Here is a 17,935-nt window from a genome sequence, read left to right as displayed (position 1 = left end):
GCGCCCGCGCCTCCGGAGCCCACGTCGCCGCACATGCCGCCGCCCGTGCCGCCGGTCCGGGCGGCGACGTACGCTGGGTGGGTTCGCCACTCTCACCATCAGCGGAGCACCTTTCACGTGAACGACCAGCAGCGTCGCCGTCCCGCCAAGCCGCATCGCCGCCCGCAGAAGGACCCGGTCCGGTTCCTCGCCTTCGAAGCGCTCAGGGCCGTCGACGAACGCGACGCGTACGCCAACCTCGTCCTGCCCCCGCTGCTGAAGAAGGCACGCGCCAAGGGTGACTTCGACGGACGGGACGCCGCGCTCGCGACCGAGCTGGTCTACGGGACCCTGCGCCGCCAGGGCACGTACGACGCGATCGTCGCGGCCTGCATCGACCGGCCGCTGCGCGAGGTGGACCCGCCCGTGCTGGACGTGCTCAACATGGGCGTGCACCAGCTGCTCGGCACCCGCATCCCGACCCACGCGGCCGTCTCCGCCAGCGTGGAGCTGGCCCGCGTCGTCCTGGGTGAGGGGCGTGCCAAGTTCGTCAACGCCGTGCTGCGCAAGGTCTCGGCGCACGATCTCGACACCTGGGTGGAGCGCGTCGCGCCGTCGTACGACGAGGATGCCGAGCAGCACCTCTCGGTCGTCCACTCCCATCCGCGGTGGATCGTCTCCGCGCTGTGGGACGCCCTGGGCGGTGGCCGCGCCGGGATCGAGGACCTCCTCGAAGCCGACAACGAACGCCCCGAGGTGACGCTCGTCGCCCGCCCCGGCCGCTCCACCACCGACGAGCTGCTGGCTGCCCTGGGCGAGGAGAGCGGACTGCCGGGCCGCTGGTCCCCCTACGCCGTACGGATGGCCGAGGGCGGCGAGCCCGGTGCGCTGACCGCGGTGCAGGACGGCAGCGCGGGTGTGCAGGACGAGGGCAGCCAGCTCGTCGCCACCGCCCTCGCCAACGCGCCCGTGGAGGGCAGTGACACACGGTGGCTCGACGGCTGCGCCGGCCCTGGCGGCAAGGCGGCCCTGCTTGCCGCGCTCGCTGCCGGACGCGGCGCGGCACTGCTCGCCGCCGAGAAGCAGCCGCACCGCGCCCGGCTCGTCGAGCGGGCACTGGCCGGCAACCCGGGCCCGTACCAGGTGGTCACCGCGGACGGCACCCGGCCGCCCTGGCAGCCGGGCACCTTCGACCGGATCCTGATGGACGTACCGTGCTCGGGCCTCGGGGCGCTGCGCCGCCGCCCGGAGTCCCGGTGGCGTCGCCGCGCGGAGGACCTGGAGAGCTTCGCGCCGCTCCAACGGGGCCTGCTGCGCGAGGCGTTGAAGGCCGTCCGGATCGGCGGGGTCGTCGGCTACGCGACCTGCTCGCCGCATCTGGCCGAGACCCGGATCGTCGTCGAGGACGTGCTCAAGGGGCGCGGCGGAGCGCCGGTCGAGGCGGAGTGGGTGGATGCCCGCCCCCTGATGCCGGGAGTACCGGCGCTGGGCGACGGTCCAGACGTCCAGTTGTGGCCGCATCTGCACGGCACGGACGCGATGTATCTGGCGCTGCTGCGACGTACGGGGTGACCCCTGGCCCGCAGGCCGGGCGAAAAGCCGGGATTGTGCGAACCGTAATGATCCCGTGAGGCTTTGGGGGGCACCGAGGCGGGGAAGTGGCGCGGAACATGGCAGGCTTGGTGCATGGCCCAGATCAACCCCAGCATCCTGTCCGCCGACTTCGCGCGACTCGCCGAGGAGGCGAAGGCCGTCGACGGCGCCGACTGGCTCCATGTCGATGTGATGGACAACCACTTTGTGCCCAACCTGACGCTCGGCGTGCCGATCGTGGAGGCGCTGAGCAAGGCCACGGACACCCCGCTGGACTGCCATCTGATGATCGAGGACGCGGACCGCTGGGCACCGCAGTACGTCGAGGCGGGCGCCGGCTCCGTCACCTTCCACGCGGAGGCGGCGGCGGCGCCCGTACGGCTGGCGCGGGAGATCAGGGCCAAGGGGGCGCGCGCCTCGATGGCACTCAAGCCCGCGACCCCGATCGAGCCGTACGAGGACCTGCTCCCCGAGCTCGACATGCTGCTGATCATGACGGTGGAGCCGGGCTTCGGGGGCCAGTCCTTCCTGGACATCATGCTGCCGAAGATCCGGCGTACCCGTGACCTGATCTCCAAGCACGGCCTCGAGCTCTGGCTCCAGGTCGACGGCGGCGTCTCCGCCACCACCATCGAGCGCTGCGCGGAGGCCGGAGCCGATGTCTTCGTCGCCGGGTCCGCGGTCTACGGGGCCCAGGACCCGGCCCAGGCCGTGCGTGCCCTGCGCGAGAAGGCGGACGCAGCCACCGCCGCGGCGCCCTGGGCGTGCGGCCACTGAACAAAGGGCAGATGAACGCGGCCCGACGGGCCGGATCAAGGATCGCCGGATCTGACAGGATGACGGTGTATCGGGCGTGTGAACAGCAGTGAGGAGATCGCGGTGTCTGGCATCTCGGCGGGTCGGTCAGCCATGCGGATGGGACCCGCGGAGCTGGTCCAGGCGGCGGCCATGGCCCGTCGGTTCTACCTCGAGGGAAAGTCGAAGATCCAGATCGCCGAGGAGTTCGGCGTCAGCCGCTTCAAGGTGGCCCGGGTTCTGGAGACGGCCCTCGAGCGTGATCTCGTACGGATCGAGATCCGGGTACCGGCCGAGCTTGACGCGGAGCGCTCCGACGCGCTGCGGGCCCGCTACGGGTTGCGCCACGCGGTCGTCGTCGAGTCCCCGGCGGACGAGCAGGACGACGCAGCCGACCCGGAGAACCTGGGCGAGGTCGCGGCCGAGCTGCTCGGCGAGCTGGTGAACGAGGGCGATGTGCTGGGCCTGGCCTGGGGCCGCTCCACGATCCACATGGCCGCGGCGCTCGACCGGCTGCCGCCCTGCACGGTCGTGCAGCTGACCGGGGTCTACGACGCGGGGACGGCCGAGCGCGGATCGGTCGAGGCGGTGCGCCGCGCGGCCCAGGTGTCCGGCGGCGAGGCGCATCCGATCTACGCGCCGATGCTCCTGCCCGATCCGGCGACGGCGGCGGCCCTGCGCCACCAGACGGGTATCGCCCGCGCCTTCGAGTACTTCGACAAGGTGACGGTCGCCGCGGTCTCCATCGGTTCCTGGGAGCCGGGCATCTCCACCGTCCACGACATGCTCTCGGACGAGGAGCGGGCGCACTACGCCTCGCTCGGGGTCGCGGCCGAGATGTCCGCGCACCTCTTCGACTCCGACGGTCGGCGCGTCGGCCGGGACCTGGGCGAGCGGTGCATCACCGTGGAGGCGGACCGGCTGCGCCGGATCCCCGAGGTGGTCGCCATCGCCGGCGGTCAGCGCAAGGCGGCGGCGATCGGCGCGGTGCTCCGCTCGGGCCTGGTCACCAGCCTGGTGACGGACACGGCCGCGGCCGACTACCTGCTGACGGAGTCCGCTGCCGGACAGCGCCCCGCCCTGGAGCGCGCCGACCCCGACGACTGACCGTCACGGAACATCACGGAGGCCGGGCACCGCACGGGTGCCCGGCCTCCGTCGTCTACCGGCTTCGCTGCCCGTCGGACGTGCCCGATCCCGCCGGGTCCGCGGCCACGCCGAGGACGGTCTCCTCCAGGTACTCCGCGGGTTCCGCGTACTGGCTGACATCCGCCGGGTTGTAGCGGGGGGTCTGCCGGGACCAGTCCAGATTGCCGCGCATCCAGCTCCGCATCCCGTCGAGATAGGGGACGAGCAGCTCGGACAGCTGCGGATACATGTCGAGCAGCTCGTCCTCCGCCGTGAGGAAGCGCTCGGTCTCGGTGGCTATCTCGGCGCACACGTGGTCGAGGGCCTGCTGTTCCCCGTAGCCCCGGTGGTGGCGTACCAGGTGAACGAGGTTGTGGATCTCGCCGAGCACCTGCTCCTTCTCGAAGGAGTACACGTCGTTCGCCCAGCACACGACGTTGCAGGAGGCTTCCAGAGCCGTGATGAACCGGGGGTCGTTGTGGACCGACTCGGGCGCCTCGATGCCCGCCACGATCTCTATCAGGTCCATGCACACATGGATCGCCCCCGTGTGCCGGCGCTGGGCCACGTAGGTCTCCTCGGCCGGCACGACGCCTTCGGCCCGGTTCCCCGCCTCCCAGGTGGTGGCGGTCATCAGGTACGTCATGAGGTGCCAGGAGAAACGCGTGCGCCAGTGCGGGGCCGCCTGCGGAATCGTACGTTCCCACAGATCGGCCAGGGCGACGACGGCGGCGGGCGGCTCCTCGCCCGGCAGCGGGCCGGGAGCCGTTCCCTCCACCACGGAACGCATCCGAGCCACGACGTCGCGTACCCGTTCGGGGCTGCGGCCGAGATGGCCGTCGTCCAGCTGGTCGTCGACGAGGAAGAGCCAGACGAACCAGTCGGCGACCAGGTCGAGGTGCTCGCTGCCCGCCGTGGGGTAGACCATGCCGACGAACGCGCCGAAGTCGGCCTGCTCGAAACGGCGTCTCGCGGACTCCCGGTGCACCAGACCGGTGCGGCGCGTCCACGCGGCGATGTGCTCGCGGGTGTGCCCTACGTGGGGGTTCGTCCGCTGAGGGAACGGGCAGTAGATGTCGGGCAGTTCGCTCTCCACAGACGGATCCGAATCCTCTCCGGCCAACGACGTGACGGGTTCCTCCGCGCGCTCTGAGCGGTGGTGGCGGTCACCCCCGAGACCTGCGGATTTGAAGCTACCTGACCCCCTGTCACCCGGTCCAGGGATCGTGATCACGAATGGTTGAAAGGCGTTCGGGTAAGGTCTACGAGTAAGGCAGGTTCCACTTGCCAGGCCCCCCGGAGCGCCTCTTTGGAGGAACTCACGAACGCGGGGGTCCATTGCTGTGTCTTCGTGGAAACGACCTGCACCGTTTCGTATGAAAAAATGAGTGTTATGCGTTTTCTTGAGCCCGGCACCGGTCGCTACACGGCGTCCCCCTCGGTCCCCTACGACCTCACGTACGACGATGTCTTCATGGTCCCCGGCCGCTCCGCGGTCGGTTCCCGGCAGGCCGTGGACCTCTCCTCGCCCGACGGCACCGGCACCACCATCCCGCTCGTCGTCGCGAACATGACCGCGATCGCGGGGCGCCGGATGGCGGAGACGGTCGCCCGCCGCGGTGGGCTGGTCGTCATCCCCCAGGACATCCCGATCGAGGTGGTCACCGAGGTCATCAGCTGGGTCAAGACGCGCCACCTCGTGCTCGACACTCCCATCGAGCTGTCTCCCGGCCAGACCGTTGCCGACGCCCTGTCCCTGCTGCACAAGCGGGCCCACGGAGCGGGTGTCGTCGTCGACGCGGAGCGCAGGCCGGTCGGTGTCGTCACCGACCACGACCTGACCGGTGTCGACCGCTTCACGCAGCTGTCCGAGGTCATGTCCAAGGACCTGGTGCTGCTCGACGCGGACATCGACCCGCGCGACGCCTTCGGCAAGCTCGACGGCGCCAACCGCAAGCTCGCCCCCGCGGTCGACGCGGACGGCAGGCTCGTCGGCATCCTCACCCGCAAGGCCGCGCTGCGCGCGACGCTGTACACCCCGGCGACGGACTCCGAGGGCAGGCTGCGCATCGCCGCGGCCGTCGGAATCAACGGCGATGTCGCGGGGAAGGCCAAGCAGCTCCTCGACGCGGGCGTCGACACGCTCGTCGTCGACACCGCGCACGGCCACCAGGAGTCCATGATCAGCGCGGTCGCCGCGGTGCGGGCGCTCGACCCGCGCGTGCCGATCGTGGCAGGCAACGTCGTCGCGGCCGAAGGCGTGCGCGACCTGATCGAGGCCGGCGCGGACATCATCAAGGTCGGGGTCGGCCCCGGCGCCATGTGCACCACCCGGATGATGACCGGTGTGGGCAGGCCCCAGTTCTCCGCCGTGCTCGAGTGCGCGGCCGAGGCCCGCAAGCACGGCAAGCACGTCTGGGCGGACGGAGGCGTCCGCCACCCGCGCGACGTCGCCATGGCGCTCGCCGCCGGTGCGTCCAACGTGATGATCGGTTCCTGGTTCGCCGGCACGTACGAGTCGCCCGGTGACCTCCAGCAGTCCGCGGACGGCCGCTACTACAAGGAGTCCTTCGGGATGGCCTCCGCACGCGCGGTGAAGAACCGCACATCGGAGGAGTCCGCCTACGACCGGGCTCGCAAGGGTCTGTTCGAGGAGGGTATCTCCACCTCGCGGATGTTCCTGGACCCGGCGCGCCCCGGTGTGGAGGACCTGATCGACTCGATCATCGCCGGCGTCCGCTCGTCCTGCACCTACGCGGGTGCGGCCTCGCTCGAGGAGTTCGCCGAGAAGGCCATCGTGGGTGTGCAGAGCGCCGCCGGTTACGCGGAGGGCAAGCCGCTGCACGCCAGCTGGAGTTGACCGCGCGGTCCACGCATCACAGGTGCCCCTCCCGGGTGTTCGTACCGGGAGGGGCACCTGTGTGTTCAGGTGTCGTTACATGACTGAATAAGACCGCTTCTAGTCGGCAGTCAGGCATTATTGACCACCTTCAACTCTGTTGAATTGTAAGTAATATGAGTCGCAATCAGCTGCCCGCCTCTCTGCGGTAAGGGATCTCATGTCCTTCTTCACTGACCTGGCCCACCAGTACATCGACGGCGAGTGGAGGCCGGGGAAGGGGTCCTGGGACATCATCGACTTCAACCCGTACAACGGTGACAAGCTCGCAGCCATCACCGTCGCCACGGCGGCCGAGGTCGACCAGGCCTACCGCGCGGCCGAGCGGGCCCAGCAGGAATGGGCGGACACCAACCCGTACACCCGCCGTGCGGTCCTGGAGAAGGCTCTGCGGATCGTCGAGGAGCGCGAGCCCGAGATCGCCGATGCGATCGTCGCGGAGCTCGGAGGCACCCGGCTGAAGGCCGCGTTCGAACTGCACCTCGCCAAGGAGTTCCTGCGCGAGGCCGTCCAGCTCGCGCTGCGGCCGTCCGGACAGATCCTTCCCTCGCCGACCGAGGGCAAGGAGAACCGTGTCTACCGCGTGCCCGTCGGCGTCGTGGGCGTCATCAGCCCCTTCAACTTCCCCTTCCTGCTGTCGCTCAAGTCGGTCGCGCCCGCGCTGGCCCTCGGCAACGCCGTGGTCCTCAAGCCCCACCAGAACACGCCGATCTGCGGTGGCACGCTCCTGGCCAAGGTTTTCGAGGACGCCGGTCTGCCCGCCGGGCTGCTGAACGTCGTGGTCACCGACATCGCCGAGATCGGCGACGCGCTGCTCGAACACCCCGTCCCGAGGCTCATCTCCTTCACCGGTTCCGACAAGGTGGGCCGCCACGTCGCGACGGTGTGCGCGGCCAACTTCAAGCAGTCCGTACTCGAACTCGGCGGGAACAGCGCGCTGATCGTCCTGGACGACGCCGATGTGGACTACGCCGTCGACGCGGCCGTCTTCAGCCGGTACGTGCACCAGGGCCAGGTCTGCATGGCCGCCAACCGGATCCTGATCGACCGCGCCGTCGAGAAGGAGTTCACCGAGAAGTTCGTCGCCAAGGTCGCCTCCCTGCGCGTCGGGGACCCGGCCGACCCCTCGACCCAGATCGGCCCGCTGATCAACTCCTCGCAGGCCGAAGCGGTGAGCAAGATCGTCGACCAGACCGTGGAGGCCGGCGCGACGGCCCTGTTGCACGGCCGGGCCGAGGGCAACCTGGTGAGCCCCTCCGTACTGACCGCGATAGCCGCCGATTCCCCCGTCCTGCAGCAGGAGATCTTCGGGCCCGTCGCCCTCCTCGTGCCCTTCGACGGCGAGGACGAGGCCGTCCGGATCGCCAACGACACCCCGTACGGGCTGAGCGGCGCGGTGCACACGGGAAACATCGAACGCGGTGTACGCGTGGGGCAGCGCATCCGCACCGGCATGATCCACATCAACGACGGCACGGTCCACGACGAGCCCATCGTGCCCTTCGGCGGCGAGAAGGCCTCGGGCCTGGGACGGCTGAACGGCGACTCGACGATCGAGGCCTTCACCACCCAGAAGTGGATCTCGGTGCAGCACGGCCGCTCGCAGTTCCCCTTCTGACCGGCCGCCCCCCTGCGGTGAGCGCGCCCCGCGCGGGCGCGCGTGGTCTACTTCGGGGGCGGCCCGTGCCGCCCCCGAATCCGACCGTCGCAGAGAAGTGATCCCTCTGAAGTGCGCCTGAACGACCTCGACGAACGCATCGTCCACGCCCTTGCCGAAGACGCCCGGCGCAGTTACGCCGACATCGGCGCGATCATCGGACTGTCCGCCCCCGCCGTGAAACGCCGCGTGGACCGACTGCGCGCCGAGGGAGCCATCACCGGCTTCACCGTGCGGGTGGACCCGGCGGCGCTCGGCTGGCACACCGAGGGCTTCATCGAGATCTACTGCAGCCGCAACACCGCACCGGAAGCGATCAAGCAGGGCCTCGCCCGTTACCCGGAGATCGCGTCCGCGTCCACCGTCACGGGGGACGCCGACGCGATCGTGCAGGTCTTCGCCGCCGATATGCGGCACTTCGAGCAGGTGCTCGAGCGCATCGCGGGCGAGCCGTACGTGGAGCGCACCAAGTCGGTGCTCGTCCTCTCCCCGCTGCTGCGACGGTACGCCTCGGGCTCTCCCGCCTGAGGCCGCGCGGGGCCCCGCCCCCGCCCGTGCGAGACCGAAATCACCCTTCTGACCTGCGTGGACGCCGTACGCAACGAATCGCCGCGGCAGCCCTGTCCGACGCAATGAATCGATGGTGTGTGCGCAACACTCGCGCCTTGTCCGGCCCGATCGGCGCCCCGTACCTTCAATACGTCTCCCCGTACTCCGCCCGCACCGCCCGAGGTCAGCCATGCCGCCGCTGCGTACCGCCCTGCTCCAGAGCTCCGGACGACCCGGCTCCGTGGACGAGAACATCAAGGTGCTCGACGAGGCCGCAGGACGCGCCGCCGAAGCCGGTGCCCGACTGCTCGTCTGCCCGGAACTCTTCCTCACCGGATACGCCGTCGGCGACGCCGTCCCCACGCTCGCCGAACCCGCGGACGGCCCGGGGGCACGCGCGGTCGCCGAGCTCTGCGCGCGGCACGGCATCGCGGTCCTGTACGGCTACCCGGAGCGCGCCGGCGAGCTGATCTTCAACGCGGCGCAGCTCATCGGCCCGGACGGCGGCGCCCTCGCGAACTACCGCAAGACCCACCTGTTCGGCAGCTTCGAGCAGAAGTGGTTCACCCCCGGCGAGCAGGCCGTGGTGCAGGCGGACCTCGACGGCGTCCGGATCGGCGTGCTGATCTGCTACGACGTCGAGTTCCCGGAGAACGTCCGCGCGCACGCCCTGGCGGGGACCGGTCTGCTGCTGGTGCCGACCGCCCAGATGCACCCCTTCCAGTTCGTCGCCGAGTCGGTGGTCCCGGTCCGTGCCTTCGAGAGCCAGATGTACGTCGCGTACGTCAACAGGACCGGTCCGGAGGGTGAGTTCGAGTTCGTCGGGCTGAGCTGTCTGGCAGGCCCCGACGGCACTGTGAGGACCCGCGCCGGCCGCGGTGAGGAGCTCGTCATCGGTGAGGTGGACCCCGGGTTCCTCGATGCCTCGCGGACGGCCAACCCGTATCTGAAGGACCGCCGTCCCGGCCTGTACGGCTCCCTCGTCTGACCCGCGCCGCCCTCCCTCTTCGTCCCCCTCTCACCTGTGCAAGGAGTCCGTACCCCATGACGTCCACGGTGCCCAACGCCGTCCAGCACACCGACGCGCAGCCGCCGATCACCATGTTCGGGCCGGACTTCCCCTACGCGTACGACGACTTCCTCGCGCACCCGGCGGGCATCGGCCAGATACCGGCGACCGAGCACGGATCCGAGGTCGCCGTCATCGGCGGTGGCCTCTCCGGCATCATCGCCGCGTACGAACTGATGAAGATGGGGCTGCGGCCCGTCGTCTACGAAGCGGACCAGATCGGCGGCCGGCTGCGTACGGTCGGTTTCGAGGGCTGCGACCCCTCGCTGACCGCCGAGATGGGCGCCATGCGCTTCCCGCCCTCGTCCACGGCGCTGCAGCACTACATCGACCTGGTGGGCCTGGAGACCGAGCCGTTCCCCAACCCGCTCTCCGCGGCGACTCCGTCGACCGTCGTCGACCTCAAGGGCGAGTCCCACTACGCCGAGACGATCGCCGATCTGCCGCAGGTCTACCGCGATGTGATGGACGCCTGGAACGCGTGCCTGGAAGAGGGCGCCGACTTCTCCGACATGAACAGCGCCATGCGCGAGCGCGATGTCCCGCGCATCCGGGAGATCTGGGCGAAGCTCGTCGAGAAGCTCGACAACCAGACCTTCTACGGGTTCCTCTGCGCCTCGGACGCCTTCAAGTCCTTCCGGCACCGCGAGATCTTCGGCCAGGTCGGCTTCGGAACCGGCGGCTGGGACACCGACTTCCCCAACTCCATCCTGGAGATCCTCCGCGTCGTCTACACCGAGGCCGACGACCACCACCGCGGGATCGTCGGCGGCAGCCAGCAGCTGCCGCTGCGCCTGTGGGACCGCGAACCGCGCAAGATCGTCCACTGGCCGCTCGGTACGTCGCTGGCCTCCCTGCACGGCGGGCAGCCGCGCCCCGCGGTGACCCGCCTGGACCGTACCGCAGGCAACCGGATCACCGTCACGGACGCCACCGGCGACATCCGCTCCTACCGGGCGGCGGTCTTCACCGGGCAGTCCTGGCTGCTGCTCTCCAAGATCGCCTGCGACGACGCGCTCTTCCCGATCGACCACTGGACGGCGATGGAGCGCACCCACTACATGGAGTCGTCCAAACTGTTCGTGCCCGTCGACCGGCCGTTCTGGTTGGACAAGGACGAAGCGACCGGCCGCGACACCATGTCGATGACGCTCACGGACCGGATGACCCGGGGCACGTACCTCCTGGACGACGGGCCCGGCAAGCCGGCCGTCATCTGCCTCTCCTACACGTGGTGCGACGACAGCCTGAAGTGGCTGCCGCTCTCCCCGAAGGAGCGCATGGACGTCATGCTCAAATCGCTCGGCGAGATCTATCCCAAGGTCGACATCCGCAAGCACATCATCGGTAACCCGGTCACCGTCTCGTGGGAGAACGAGCCCTACTTCATGGGCGCGTTCAAGGCCAACCTGCCGGGTCACTACCGCTACCAGCGGCGCCTGTTCACCCACTTCATGCAGGACCGGCTGCCCTCGGACAAGCGGGGCCTGTTCCTGGCCGGCGACGACATCTCGTGGACGGCCGGCTGGGCCGAGGGCGCCGTGCAGACCGCGCTCAACGCCGTCTGGGGTGTGATGGCCCAGTTCGGCGGCGCCACGGACCCGACGAACCCCGGCCCCGGCGACGTCTTCGACGAGATCGCACCGGTCGAGCTTCCGGAGGACTGAGACCGGGCACCGGCCGGGCCGTCGGCGCAGACCCCGGCCCGGCCGGCAGCCCCGGCACCGCCCGGAACGCCTGCGCGCGCAGACCCCGGACGGGCCGTCAGCGCAGGCGTTCCAGGGCGTCGGCGGTCACCGTGTGGAGCAGGCGCTGCCCGGCGAGCAACCGCAGCACCTCGCCGACGGCGCTCGCCCCGAGACGCTGCCTGCCCTCGACGCTGCCCGCGGCCCGATGCGGGGTCAGCAGCACGTTCGGCAGGGCGCGGAAGGGGTGGTCCTCCGGGAGCGGCTCCGCGTCGAACACGTCGATCGCCGCGTCCAGCCGCCCCGAGGCCAGCTCCGCGAGCAGTGCCTCCTCGTCGACCAGCCAGGCCCGGGCGGTGTTCACCAGGCCCGCGCCGTCCGGCATCAGCGCAAGCTGGGCGGCACCGAGCATCCGGTGCGTCCGCTCGGTCACCGGGGCGTGCACGGCGACGATTCTGCTCCGCGTCAGCAGCTCCTCCAGCGGCACGGACTCCACCCCGAGCGCCACCGCGTCCGCGTCGGACAGGAACGGGTCGGTGACCCGGACCCGCGCCCCCATCGCCCGCACCATGGAGATGTACGCGCGACCGGTGCGGGACGCGCCGACCACCCCGATGTCGCTGCCGTGGATCTCGTGCGACGGCGGCGCCCTGGACGGCCTCGGCCCACGGGGCGCCGCCGTGCAGGGCATGATCGAAGCGGTGGATGCGGTGCAGCAGGGACAGGGTGAAGGCGAGGGCCACCTCGGCCACCGGCCGGGCCATCTCGTGCCCCGCCTGCGTGACATGGACGCCGCGCCGGAACACCTCCTCGTCGACGTACGGGGCCACGGCCGATCCCGTGTGCGCGACGAGCTCCAACCGGTCAGCGGAGTCGAGGAGCCGCGCGTCGACGCGCGGACTGCGCCACGAGGTGATGAGTGCCCGTGCGCCGGGGAGGGCCGCAGCCAGCGCCGTACGGTCCCGGTGCTCGTCCAGAACGGTCAGCTCGGCCGCCGCGTCCAACTGCTGCCAGACCTCGGCGGTGAAGAACTCGGCGCGCAGGTGCGGGGGTACGGAGACGACCACGCGGGGGCGGCCGGCCGGATCGGACATGATGGGCTCCGCGGGGAAGAGGCCGGGGAACACCCCAGGGTATGACCCGCCGTCCGGGTGAACCGGATCAGCGGCACGGGGTGAGCAGAATCCGCCCCACCAGGCCGATACCCGCGTCCGTACGAGCCCTGAACTCCTCGGCCAGCAGCGGTACTCCACGCAGTCGCCACAGCATCCGCGCCGCCGACCACGAGGCCTCACGGGCCCTCTCCAGGCTCCAGGAACCCGCCAGATGCGTGAGGGGGTCGGCGACCTCCAGCAGATCGGGACCCGGCATCAGTTCTTCGCGGATCTGTTCCTCCAGCATCACGAGGAGATCTCCCACCCGGTCGAACTCCTCCTCCAGGTCCGCCGGAGCGCAGCCGAGCGTACGACAGGTGTCCACCACGGCCACGGCGAGATCGTGACCGATGTGCGCATTGATACCGGCGAGTGCGAACTGCAGCGGGCGTACGCCGGGATGGCGCCGGAGCTGGAACAGCGGACGCCAGCAGGCGGGCGGCCGACCGCCCGCGGCGGCGGTGTCGACAGCGGTCAGATAGCGCTCGGCGAACCGCACATCCAGGGCGGACACGGTGTCCCGGTCCGGGAGGGAACCGTCCTCGGTCCGCCCGCTGACGGCCTCGGTGACCGTCAGATAGACCTGGTTGAACACGGCTACGCCGTCTCCCGGCGGCCAGTGGGAGCGGAGCATGCGCATCCGCTCGATCACCGTGCCCACATCGGCCACCGCACCGTCCACTCGTGGGCAGGAGGCGCCGACCGGGTCTGCGAACTGCTCGAACTGGGCCATGCGGGCAGCGTCCCAGCCGTAGGCTCGCCACGGCGCAGACCGGCCGGAGGTTCATCGGAACGGACGAACGCGGGGCGCCGGGGGAGAGGAACGAACAGTGTCGGGCGCACGCGCACAACGCAGGACCGAAACCAGACAGCGGAGGCGTACCGCACGCCGGCACGCCATGGCCTTCGCCGCATCGGCCGTCGTCGCCGTCGGTACGGCGACCGGTGTGATCACCGCAGCCGCGGGGGAGGGCGAGCGGACGACCGCCCGCCCCGACACGACCGCTTCGCCGGTCCTCGAACCGCTGCCCGCGGTGCCCACCGCGTCACCGGCCACCGTGTCCCCCTCCGCCTCGCCGCGTCCTTCCCGGACGGGCGTGAAGAGAGCCGCTCCGGCGCCGTCGCAGAAGAAGCCCCCGCAGCGGACCGCCACGGCCGCCGGGCTCTACCGCCACCCGGAGTCGCAGGTCCTGGACTGGGTCCGAGGCCACCGGGACGATCCGCGCCGCCCGCTCATCGAGTCCCGGATCGCGGCGCAGCCGGCCGCGGTCTGGTTCGCGGCCTACAACCCGTCAGCGGTGACCGCCCAGGTCCGCGGCGTGACGTCGGGAGCCGCCGCCGCGGGCCGCACCCCCGTGCTCGTGCCCTACGCGATACCCGACCGGGACTGTGGCGGAGCCTCCGAAGGAGGGGCGCCGGGACTCGCGGCGTACGACGCGTGGATGGGCGAATTCGCCGAAGGGCTGGGCAGCGGGCCGGTGATCGTGATCCTTGAGCCGGACGCGATCGCGCTCTCGGACTGCCTCTCGGCGGGGCAGCGCGCAGCCCGCTTCGCGTCGCTGGCCAGGGCGGGCCGTACCCTGCACGCCGCGAACCCGCGGGCCAGGGTCTACTTCGACGGCGGGCACTCGGGCTGGCACGCCGCCGCCAAGCAGGCGGCGGCGCTCAAGGAGGCCGGAGCCGCGACCAGCGGGGACGGCATCTTCACCAATGTGTCGAACTTCCACAGCACGGCGGACGAAGCGGACTACGCCCGCCGGGTACTGGCCGCCCTCGGCGGCCCGGCCCGCCTCGGCGCGGTCATCGACACCAGTCGCAACGGCAACGGGGCGCCGCAGGCCGGTGACTGGTGCGACCCGGGAGGCAGGGCCCTCGGCCGGACCCCGACGACGAGGACCGGCGAGTCCCGGATCGACGCCTACCTGTGGGTGAAGCTGCCGGGGGAGTCCGACGGCTGCACGGGCGCGGCCGGATCCTTCACCCCGGACTACGCCTACGCCCTGGCCACCGGCTGAGCCTCAGCTCTTGGGCGATTCCTCGTCGTACGCGGAGGTGCCCGAGTCCAGCAGGGCTCCTTGGTCCTGAGGTGGGCGGGGGCGAAGGCCCGCAGCACGTGGTAACCGGTGATCACGACGATGGTGCCGAGCACGGCACCGCTCAGTTCGAAGTCGTCGGGACATCGTGAGGGTGGAAGCCGGCCCCAGGAGCTCGCACGGACCAGGAGCCGGCACTACTCGACCTTCGACCTGGTCGCCCACACCCGGCTCGCCGCCATCGGCAGGCAGGTCGGGGTGGACCTCTGGGACTACGAAGGGCCGCAGGGGCAGAGCCTGTTCACGGCCGTGCGCCATCTGCTGCCCGCCGCGACCGGGGCCGCCCCCTGGCCGCACCCCGAGCTGGAGTTCCACCGGTACGCGGCGAGCGACATCGTGCACGCGGCCGCGGCCGCGGGCGACCGGGAGGCCCGGGCGGCGGTCCCCGCCTCGAAACTCCCCCGGCGGTGACCCGTGGGCACTGTGCCCCGCCGCGGAACAGCTCGACTCGATCGCCGGCTGACCTGCGGCGTACGGGCCCCGCGCCGTCCGCGGCACCCGTACGCCGTCCCGTGTCACTTTCCGGCGGTGCTTCCGGACGGTGCGGCGGCGGGTGCCGCGTCGGGCGCGCCGCCCTCCGCCACCTTGCGATCGCCCGCCCTCAGCACCCCGGCGCCCAGCACCAGTCCGAATGCCAGCACCGTCACGAGGCCGAACGACACCAGCAGCGACGTCGCCTCCGCCAGGGAGCCGATCGCGGACGGGGCGATGAGCCCCGAGGTGTACGTGATGGTGGCGACGCCCGCGATGGCCCGGCTCGGGTTGTCCCCGCTGCGCCCGGCCGCCGCGAACGCCAGCGGTACGACGACCGCGACGCCCAGTCCCAGCAGGCCGAAGCCGCACAGCGCCAGCCCCGCGTTCGGCGCCAGGACAACCAGCAGCCCGCCGACGGTGGCCAGGACGCCGCCGACCCGTACGGTCCGCACCGCGCCGAACCGGTCGACGACCCGGTCGCCGGCGATCCGGGCGATCGCCATCATCAGGGCGAACGCGGTCGTGGACGCCGCGGCGAGCCCGGCGGAACTGCCCATGTTGTCCTTGAGGTAGACCGCCGACCAGTCCAGGCTCGCTCCTTCGGCGAACACGGCGCAGAAGCCCACCGCGCCGATGACCAGCGCGGACTTCGGCGGCAGAGTGAAGCGTGGCGGCGGCTCCTCGTCCGGCTCGCTGCGCAGGTCGAGCACGTGCCGGCACGCGATCAGGCCGAGCACGGTGAGCACGAGCGCGGCCAGGGTGTGATGGAGCCGGGCATCGGCGCCGATGTGCGCGGCGACCGTGCCGGCCGCGGAACCGACCAGCGCGCCCACGCTCCACCACCCGTGCAGCCCGGACATGATCGACTTGTCGAGCCGGTTCTCCACCTCGACGCCGAGCGCGTTCATGGCGACGTCCGACATCCCGGCGGTCGCCCCGTACACGAAGAGCGCCGCGCAGAGCGTGAACAGGTTCGGGGCCAGGGCCGGAAGGGCCAGTGCCAGCGTCCAGAGCGCCAGCAGCCCGCGCAGGGCCGTCCGTGCGCCGAACCGGTGACTGACCCGGCCGGCCAGCGGCATGGCCAGTGACGCGCCGATGGCCGGGAAGGCGAGGGCGAGGCCGAGCTGTCCGGCGCTCACCGAGGCATGGTCCTGGATCCAGGGGACCCGGGTCGCGAAGCTGCCGGTCACCGCTCCGTGCACGGCGAAGACCGCGGCGACCGCGTACCTGGCCCGCCTGACCTGTTCCATGCCGAAAACCCGGACCGTTGGATCCATCGTCATACGCCGTGCCCTCCCCGGAGAATCCTCGCCGAACAGGCCACTCGGGTGCCCGTCCACGCGGTGCGGGACGTAAACTATCAGGAACCCTGCCTGATAAATAGCCCGCCACGGCGGGCCGGCAGCGATCTGGAAGGATCCCGGCATGCCCGCATCCCCCAGCACGGCCCGGGCCATCAACGACCGGCTCGCCCTGCGACTTCTCCAGCAGGACGGCCCGCTGACGGCCACTCAGCTCAAGACCCTGACCGGACTGTCCCGCCCCACGGTCGCCGACCTGGTCGAACGACTGCAGGACGCCGGCCTGGTCAGGGTCGTCGGCGAGAGCGGATCGGACCGCCGGGGCCCCAACGCCCGGCTGTACGGGATCGTTGCCGACCGCGCACACCTGGCCGCTCTCGACGTACGCACCGACAGCGTCGCCGTGGTCGTCGCCGATCTGCTGGGTGTCACGCTCGCCGAGGCCACCCTGCCCATCGGCAGCGACACCGCGACCGAGCCCGCGGTGGAACAGGCCGTCGCGCTGCTGGAGCGCACCGCCCGCGCCGCGGGAACGGCGCCGCTCCACAGCGTCGGCATCGGAGCCCCCGGCCTCATCGACCCCGTTTCCGGCGAGCTCCGCGACACGACAGGGCTCCCCGCCTGGCACCGCGGGCTGGTCAAGGTGCTCCAGCAGCGGCTGCCCGCGACGGTCCTCGTGGAGAACGAGACCAATCTGGCCGCCGTCGCCGAACACCGCATCGGCGCCGCACGCGACCGCGACACCTTCGTCCTGCTCTGGCTCGGCCACGGCATCGGAGCCGCCGTCATGCTGGACGGGAAGCTGCGCCGCGGCGCCTCCGGCGGGGCGGGCGAGATCGGATTCCTGCCGGTACCCGGCACCGGCGGGGTGCCCTCGGCACACAACTGCGACGGCGGATACCACTCGCTGACCGGCTCGGTCGCCGTCTGCGAACTGGCAGCCGACCACGGCATCAAGGCGCAGGGCCCCGCCGGCGACGGGGAGCAGGAGCAGTACCTCGCAGCCGCGTCCGTCGTCCGTTCCGCGCTGGCCGCGGACGGCCCGGAGGGCGACGCGTTCCTGGCGGCGCTGGCCGACCGGATCGCGCTCGGCGCCGCAGCCGTCGTCTCGGTGCTCGACCCCGGCTGCCTCGTCCTGGCCGGCGAGGTCGGCAGGGCGGGCGGTGACACGCTCGCCGCACGGGTCGAGGAACGGCTCGCCCGCATGTCGCCCCTGCCCACGGAGGTCAGGGCGGGGGAGCTGGGTGGCAGCGCGGTCCTGCGTGGCGCGCTGCTCGCCGCCCGCGAGGCCGCGCAGGAGGTCCTGTTCGCTCCGGGTGGCGCCCGGTAGCTTTCTGTGATCCACGCCACAGTGCGCACCCGCATGGCTGAACTCCAGCCGTGGCAGAATGTGTGCTGTACCAGTAGCAGCGCACTCCGGGGTCGGTGTAATTCCGAACCGGCGGTTATAGTCCGCGACCCGTCCGCATCCAGCGGCCGGTTGACCAGGTGAGATTCCTGGACCGACGGTGAAAGTCCGGATGGGAGGCAGTGCGCGGCGGTCCGTCACAGGTACGCCG

The 17,935-nt window shown here is 71.3% G+C and carries 15 protein-coding genes, 2 pseudogenes and 1 riboswitch; of the genes and pseudogenes, 12 read left to right on the top strand and 5 right to left on the bottom strand.

Going from position 1 to position 17,935, the window contains the following annotated elements; translation table 11 throughout:
• Positions 1-117 precede the first annotated feature (117 nt).
• From OG844_RS06010 to OG844_RS06000, 3 genes are all read left to right on the top strand, one after another.
• Positions 118-1,551 (top strand): transcription antitermination factor NusB, encoded by a 1,434-nt coding sequence (locus tag OG844_RS06010; RefSeq protein WP_351172610.1) that lies wholly within the window; start codon positions 118-120, stop codon positions 1,549-1,551.
• Between the two features lie 114 nt (positions 1,552-1,665).
• The gene (rpe, locus tag OG844_RS06005) at positions 1,666-2,349 is read left to right on the top strand and encodes a ribulose-phosphate 3-epimerase (protein WP_406388605.1); all 684 of its coding nucleotides are present in this window, start codon (positions 1,666-1,668) and stop codon (positions 2,347-2,349) included.
• A 138-nt stretch (positions 2,350-2,487) separates the two neighbouring features.
• Positions 2,488-3,474: a sugar-binding domain-containing protein gene (locus tag OG844_RS06000; protein WP_329215455.1), complete on the top strand. Its 987-nt coding sequence runs from the start codon at positions 2,488-2,490 to the stop codon at positions 3,472-3,474.
• A gap of 55 nt (positions 3,475-3,529) precedes the next feature.
• Here OG844_RS06000 and OG844_RS05995 read toward each other — a convergent pair whose 3' ends face one another.
• Entirely contained in the window at positions 3,530-4,591 is a 1,062-nt protein-coding gene (locus OG844_RS05995; RefSeq protein ID WP_406388603.1) for a terpene synthase family protein, read from the bottom strand.
• Between the two features lie 297 nt (positions 4,592-4,888).
• On the opposite strand from OG844_RS05995, the gene OG844_RS05990 reads away from it, so the two are divergent.
• The 5 genes from OG844_RS05990 to OG844_RS05970 all read left to right on the top strand — a co-directional run bounded on the left by OG844_RS05990 (position 4,889) and on the right by OG844_RS05970 (position 11,336).
• Positions 4,889-6,355 carry a GuaB1 family IMP dehydrogenase-related protein gene (locus OG844_RS05990; protein ID WP_406388601.1) on the top strand — a complete coding sequence of 489 codons (1,467 nt, stop codon included), beginning with the start codon at positions 4,889-4,891 and terminating at the stop codon, positions 6,353-6,355.
• A 199-nt stretch (positions 6,356-6,554) separates the two neighbouring features.
• Positions 6,555-8,012: an aldehyde dehydrogenase family protein gene (locus OG844_RS05985; RefSeq protein WP_406388599.1), complete on the top strand. Its 1,458-nt coding sequence runs from the start codon at positions 6,555-6,557 to the stop codon at positions 8,010-8,012.
• A gap of 111 nt (positions 8,013-8,123) precedes the next feature.
• Positions 8,124-8,579, top strand: coding sequence for an Lrp/AsnC family transcriptional regulator (locus OG844_RS05980; protein WP_329212983.1), 456 nt, complete (start codon positions 8,124-8,126; stop codon positions 8,577-8,579).
• A 211-nt stretch (positions 8,580-8,790) separates the two neighbouring features.
• Entirely contained in the window at positions 8,791-9,588 is a 798-nt protein-coding gene (locus OG844_RS05975) for a carbon-nitrogen hydrolase family protein (protein ID WP_406388598.1), read from the top strand.
• Between the two features lie 56 nt (positions 9,589-9,644).
• Positions 9,645-11,336, top strand: a complete 1,692-nt coding sequence (locus OG844_RS05970; RefSeq protein ID WP_406388596.1) for a flavin monoamine oxidase family protein — start codon at positions 9,645-9,647, stop codon at positions 11,334-11,336.
• A 97-nt stretch (positions 11,337-11,433) separates the two neighbouring features.
• On the opposite strand, the gene OG844_RS05965 is transcribed toward OG844_RS05970, so the two are convergent.
• Positions 11,434-11,964, bottom strand: coding sequence for an NAD(P)-dependent oxidoreductase (locus OG844_RS05965; protein WP_406388595.1), 531 nt, complete (start codon positions 11,962-11,964; stop codon positions 11,434-11,436).
• Between OG844_RS05965 and OG844_RS05960 the strand changes: the two genes are divergently transcribed.
• On the top strand, positions 11,891-12,493 hold the full coding sequence (locus OG844_RS05960; protein WP_406396394.1) for a hypothetical protein: 603 nt from the start codon (positions 11,891-11,893) through the stop codon (positions 12,491-12,493). The genes OG844_RS05965 and OG844_RS05960 overlap by 74 nt on opposite strands.
• Before the next feature lie 22 nt (positions 12,494-12,515).
• Here the strand turns inward: OG844_RS05960 and OG844_RS05955 are convergent, their stop codons facing one another.
• A complete protein-coding gene (locus tag OG844_RS05955; protein ID WP_406388593.1) occupies positions 12,516-13,241 on the bottom strand; it encodes a DUF5995 family protein in 726 nt (241 codons plus the stop codon).
• Between the two features lie 166 nt (positions 13,242-13,407).
• On the opposite strand from OG844_RS05955, the gene OG844_RS05950 reads away from it, so the two are divergent.
• Positions 13,408-14,523 (top strand): glycoside hydrolase family 6 protein, encoded by a 1,116-nt coding sequence (locus OG844_RS05950; protein ID WP_406388591.1) that lies wholly within the window; start codon positions 13,408-13,410, stop codon positions 14,521-14,523.
• Between the two features lie 3 nt (positions 14,524-14,526).
• On the opposite strand, the pseudogene OG844_RS05945 reads toward OG844_RS05950, so the two are convergent.
• Positions 14,527-14,681: pseudogene (locus tag OG844_RS05945) on the bottom strand (nitrate reductase); the annotation flags it as partial.
• A gap of 16 nt (positions 14,682-14,697) precedes the next feature.
• On the opposite strand from OG844_RS05945, the pseudogene OG844_RS05940 reads away from it, so the two are divergent.
• Positions 14,698-15,064, top strand: a pseudogene (locus OG844_RS05940) (alginate lyase family protein); the annotation flags it as partial.
• Between the two features lie 52 nt (positions 15,065-15,116).
• Here OG844_RS05940 and OG844_RS05935 read toward each other — a convergent pair.
• A complete protein-coding gene (locus tag OG844_RS05935) occupies positions 15,117-16,358 on the bottom strand; it encodes an MFS transporter (RefSeq protein WP_406388590.1) in 1,242 nt (413 codons plus the stop codon).
• 142 nt (positions 16,359-16,500) lie between these two features.
• Between OG844_RS05935 and OG844_RS05930 the strand changes: the two genes are divergently transcribed.
• Positions 16,501-17,706: an ROK family transcriptional regulator gene (locus OG844_RS05930; RefSeq protein WP_406388589.1), complete on the top strand. Its 1,206-nt coding sequence runs from the start codon at positions 16,501-16,503 to the stop codon at positions 17,704-17,706.
• 77 nt (positions 17,707-17,783) lie between these two features.
• Positions 17,784-17,914: riboswitch (FMN riboswitch) on the top strand.
• Positions 17,915-17,935: the final 21 nt, after the last annotated feature.

The organism is Streptomyces sp. NBC_00887, from assembly GCF_045207585.1.
This window is presented reverse-complemented; position numbering and strand designations above follow the sequence as displayed.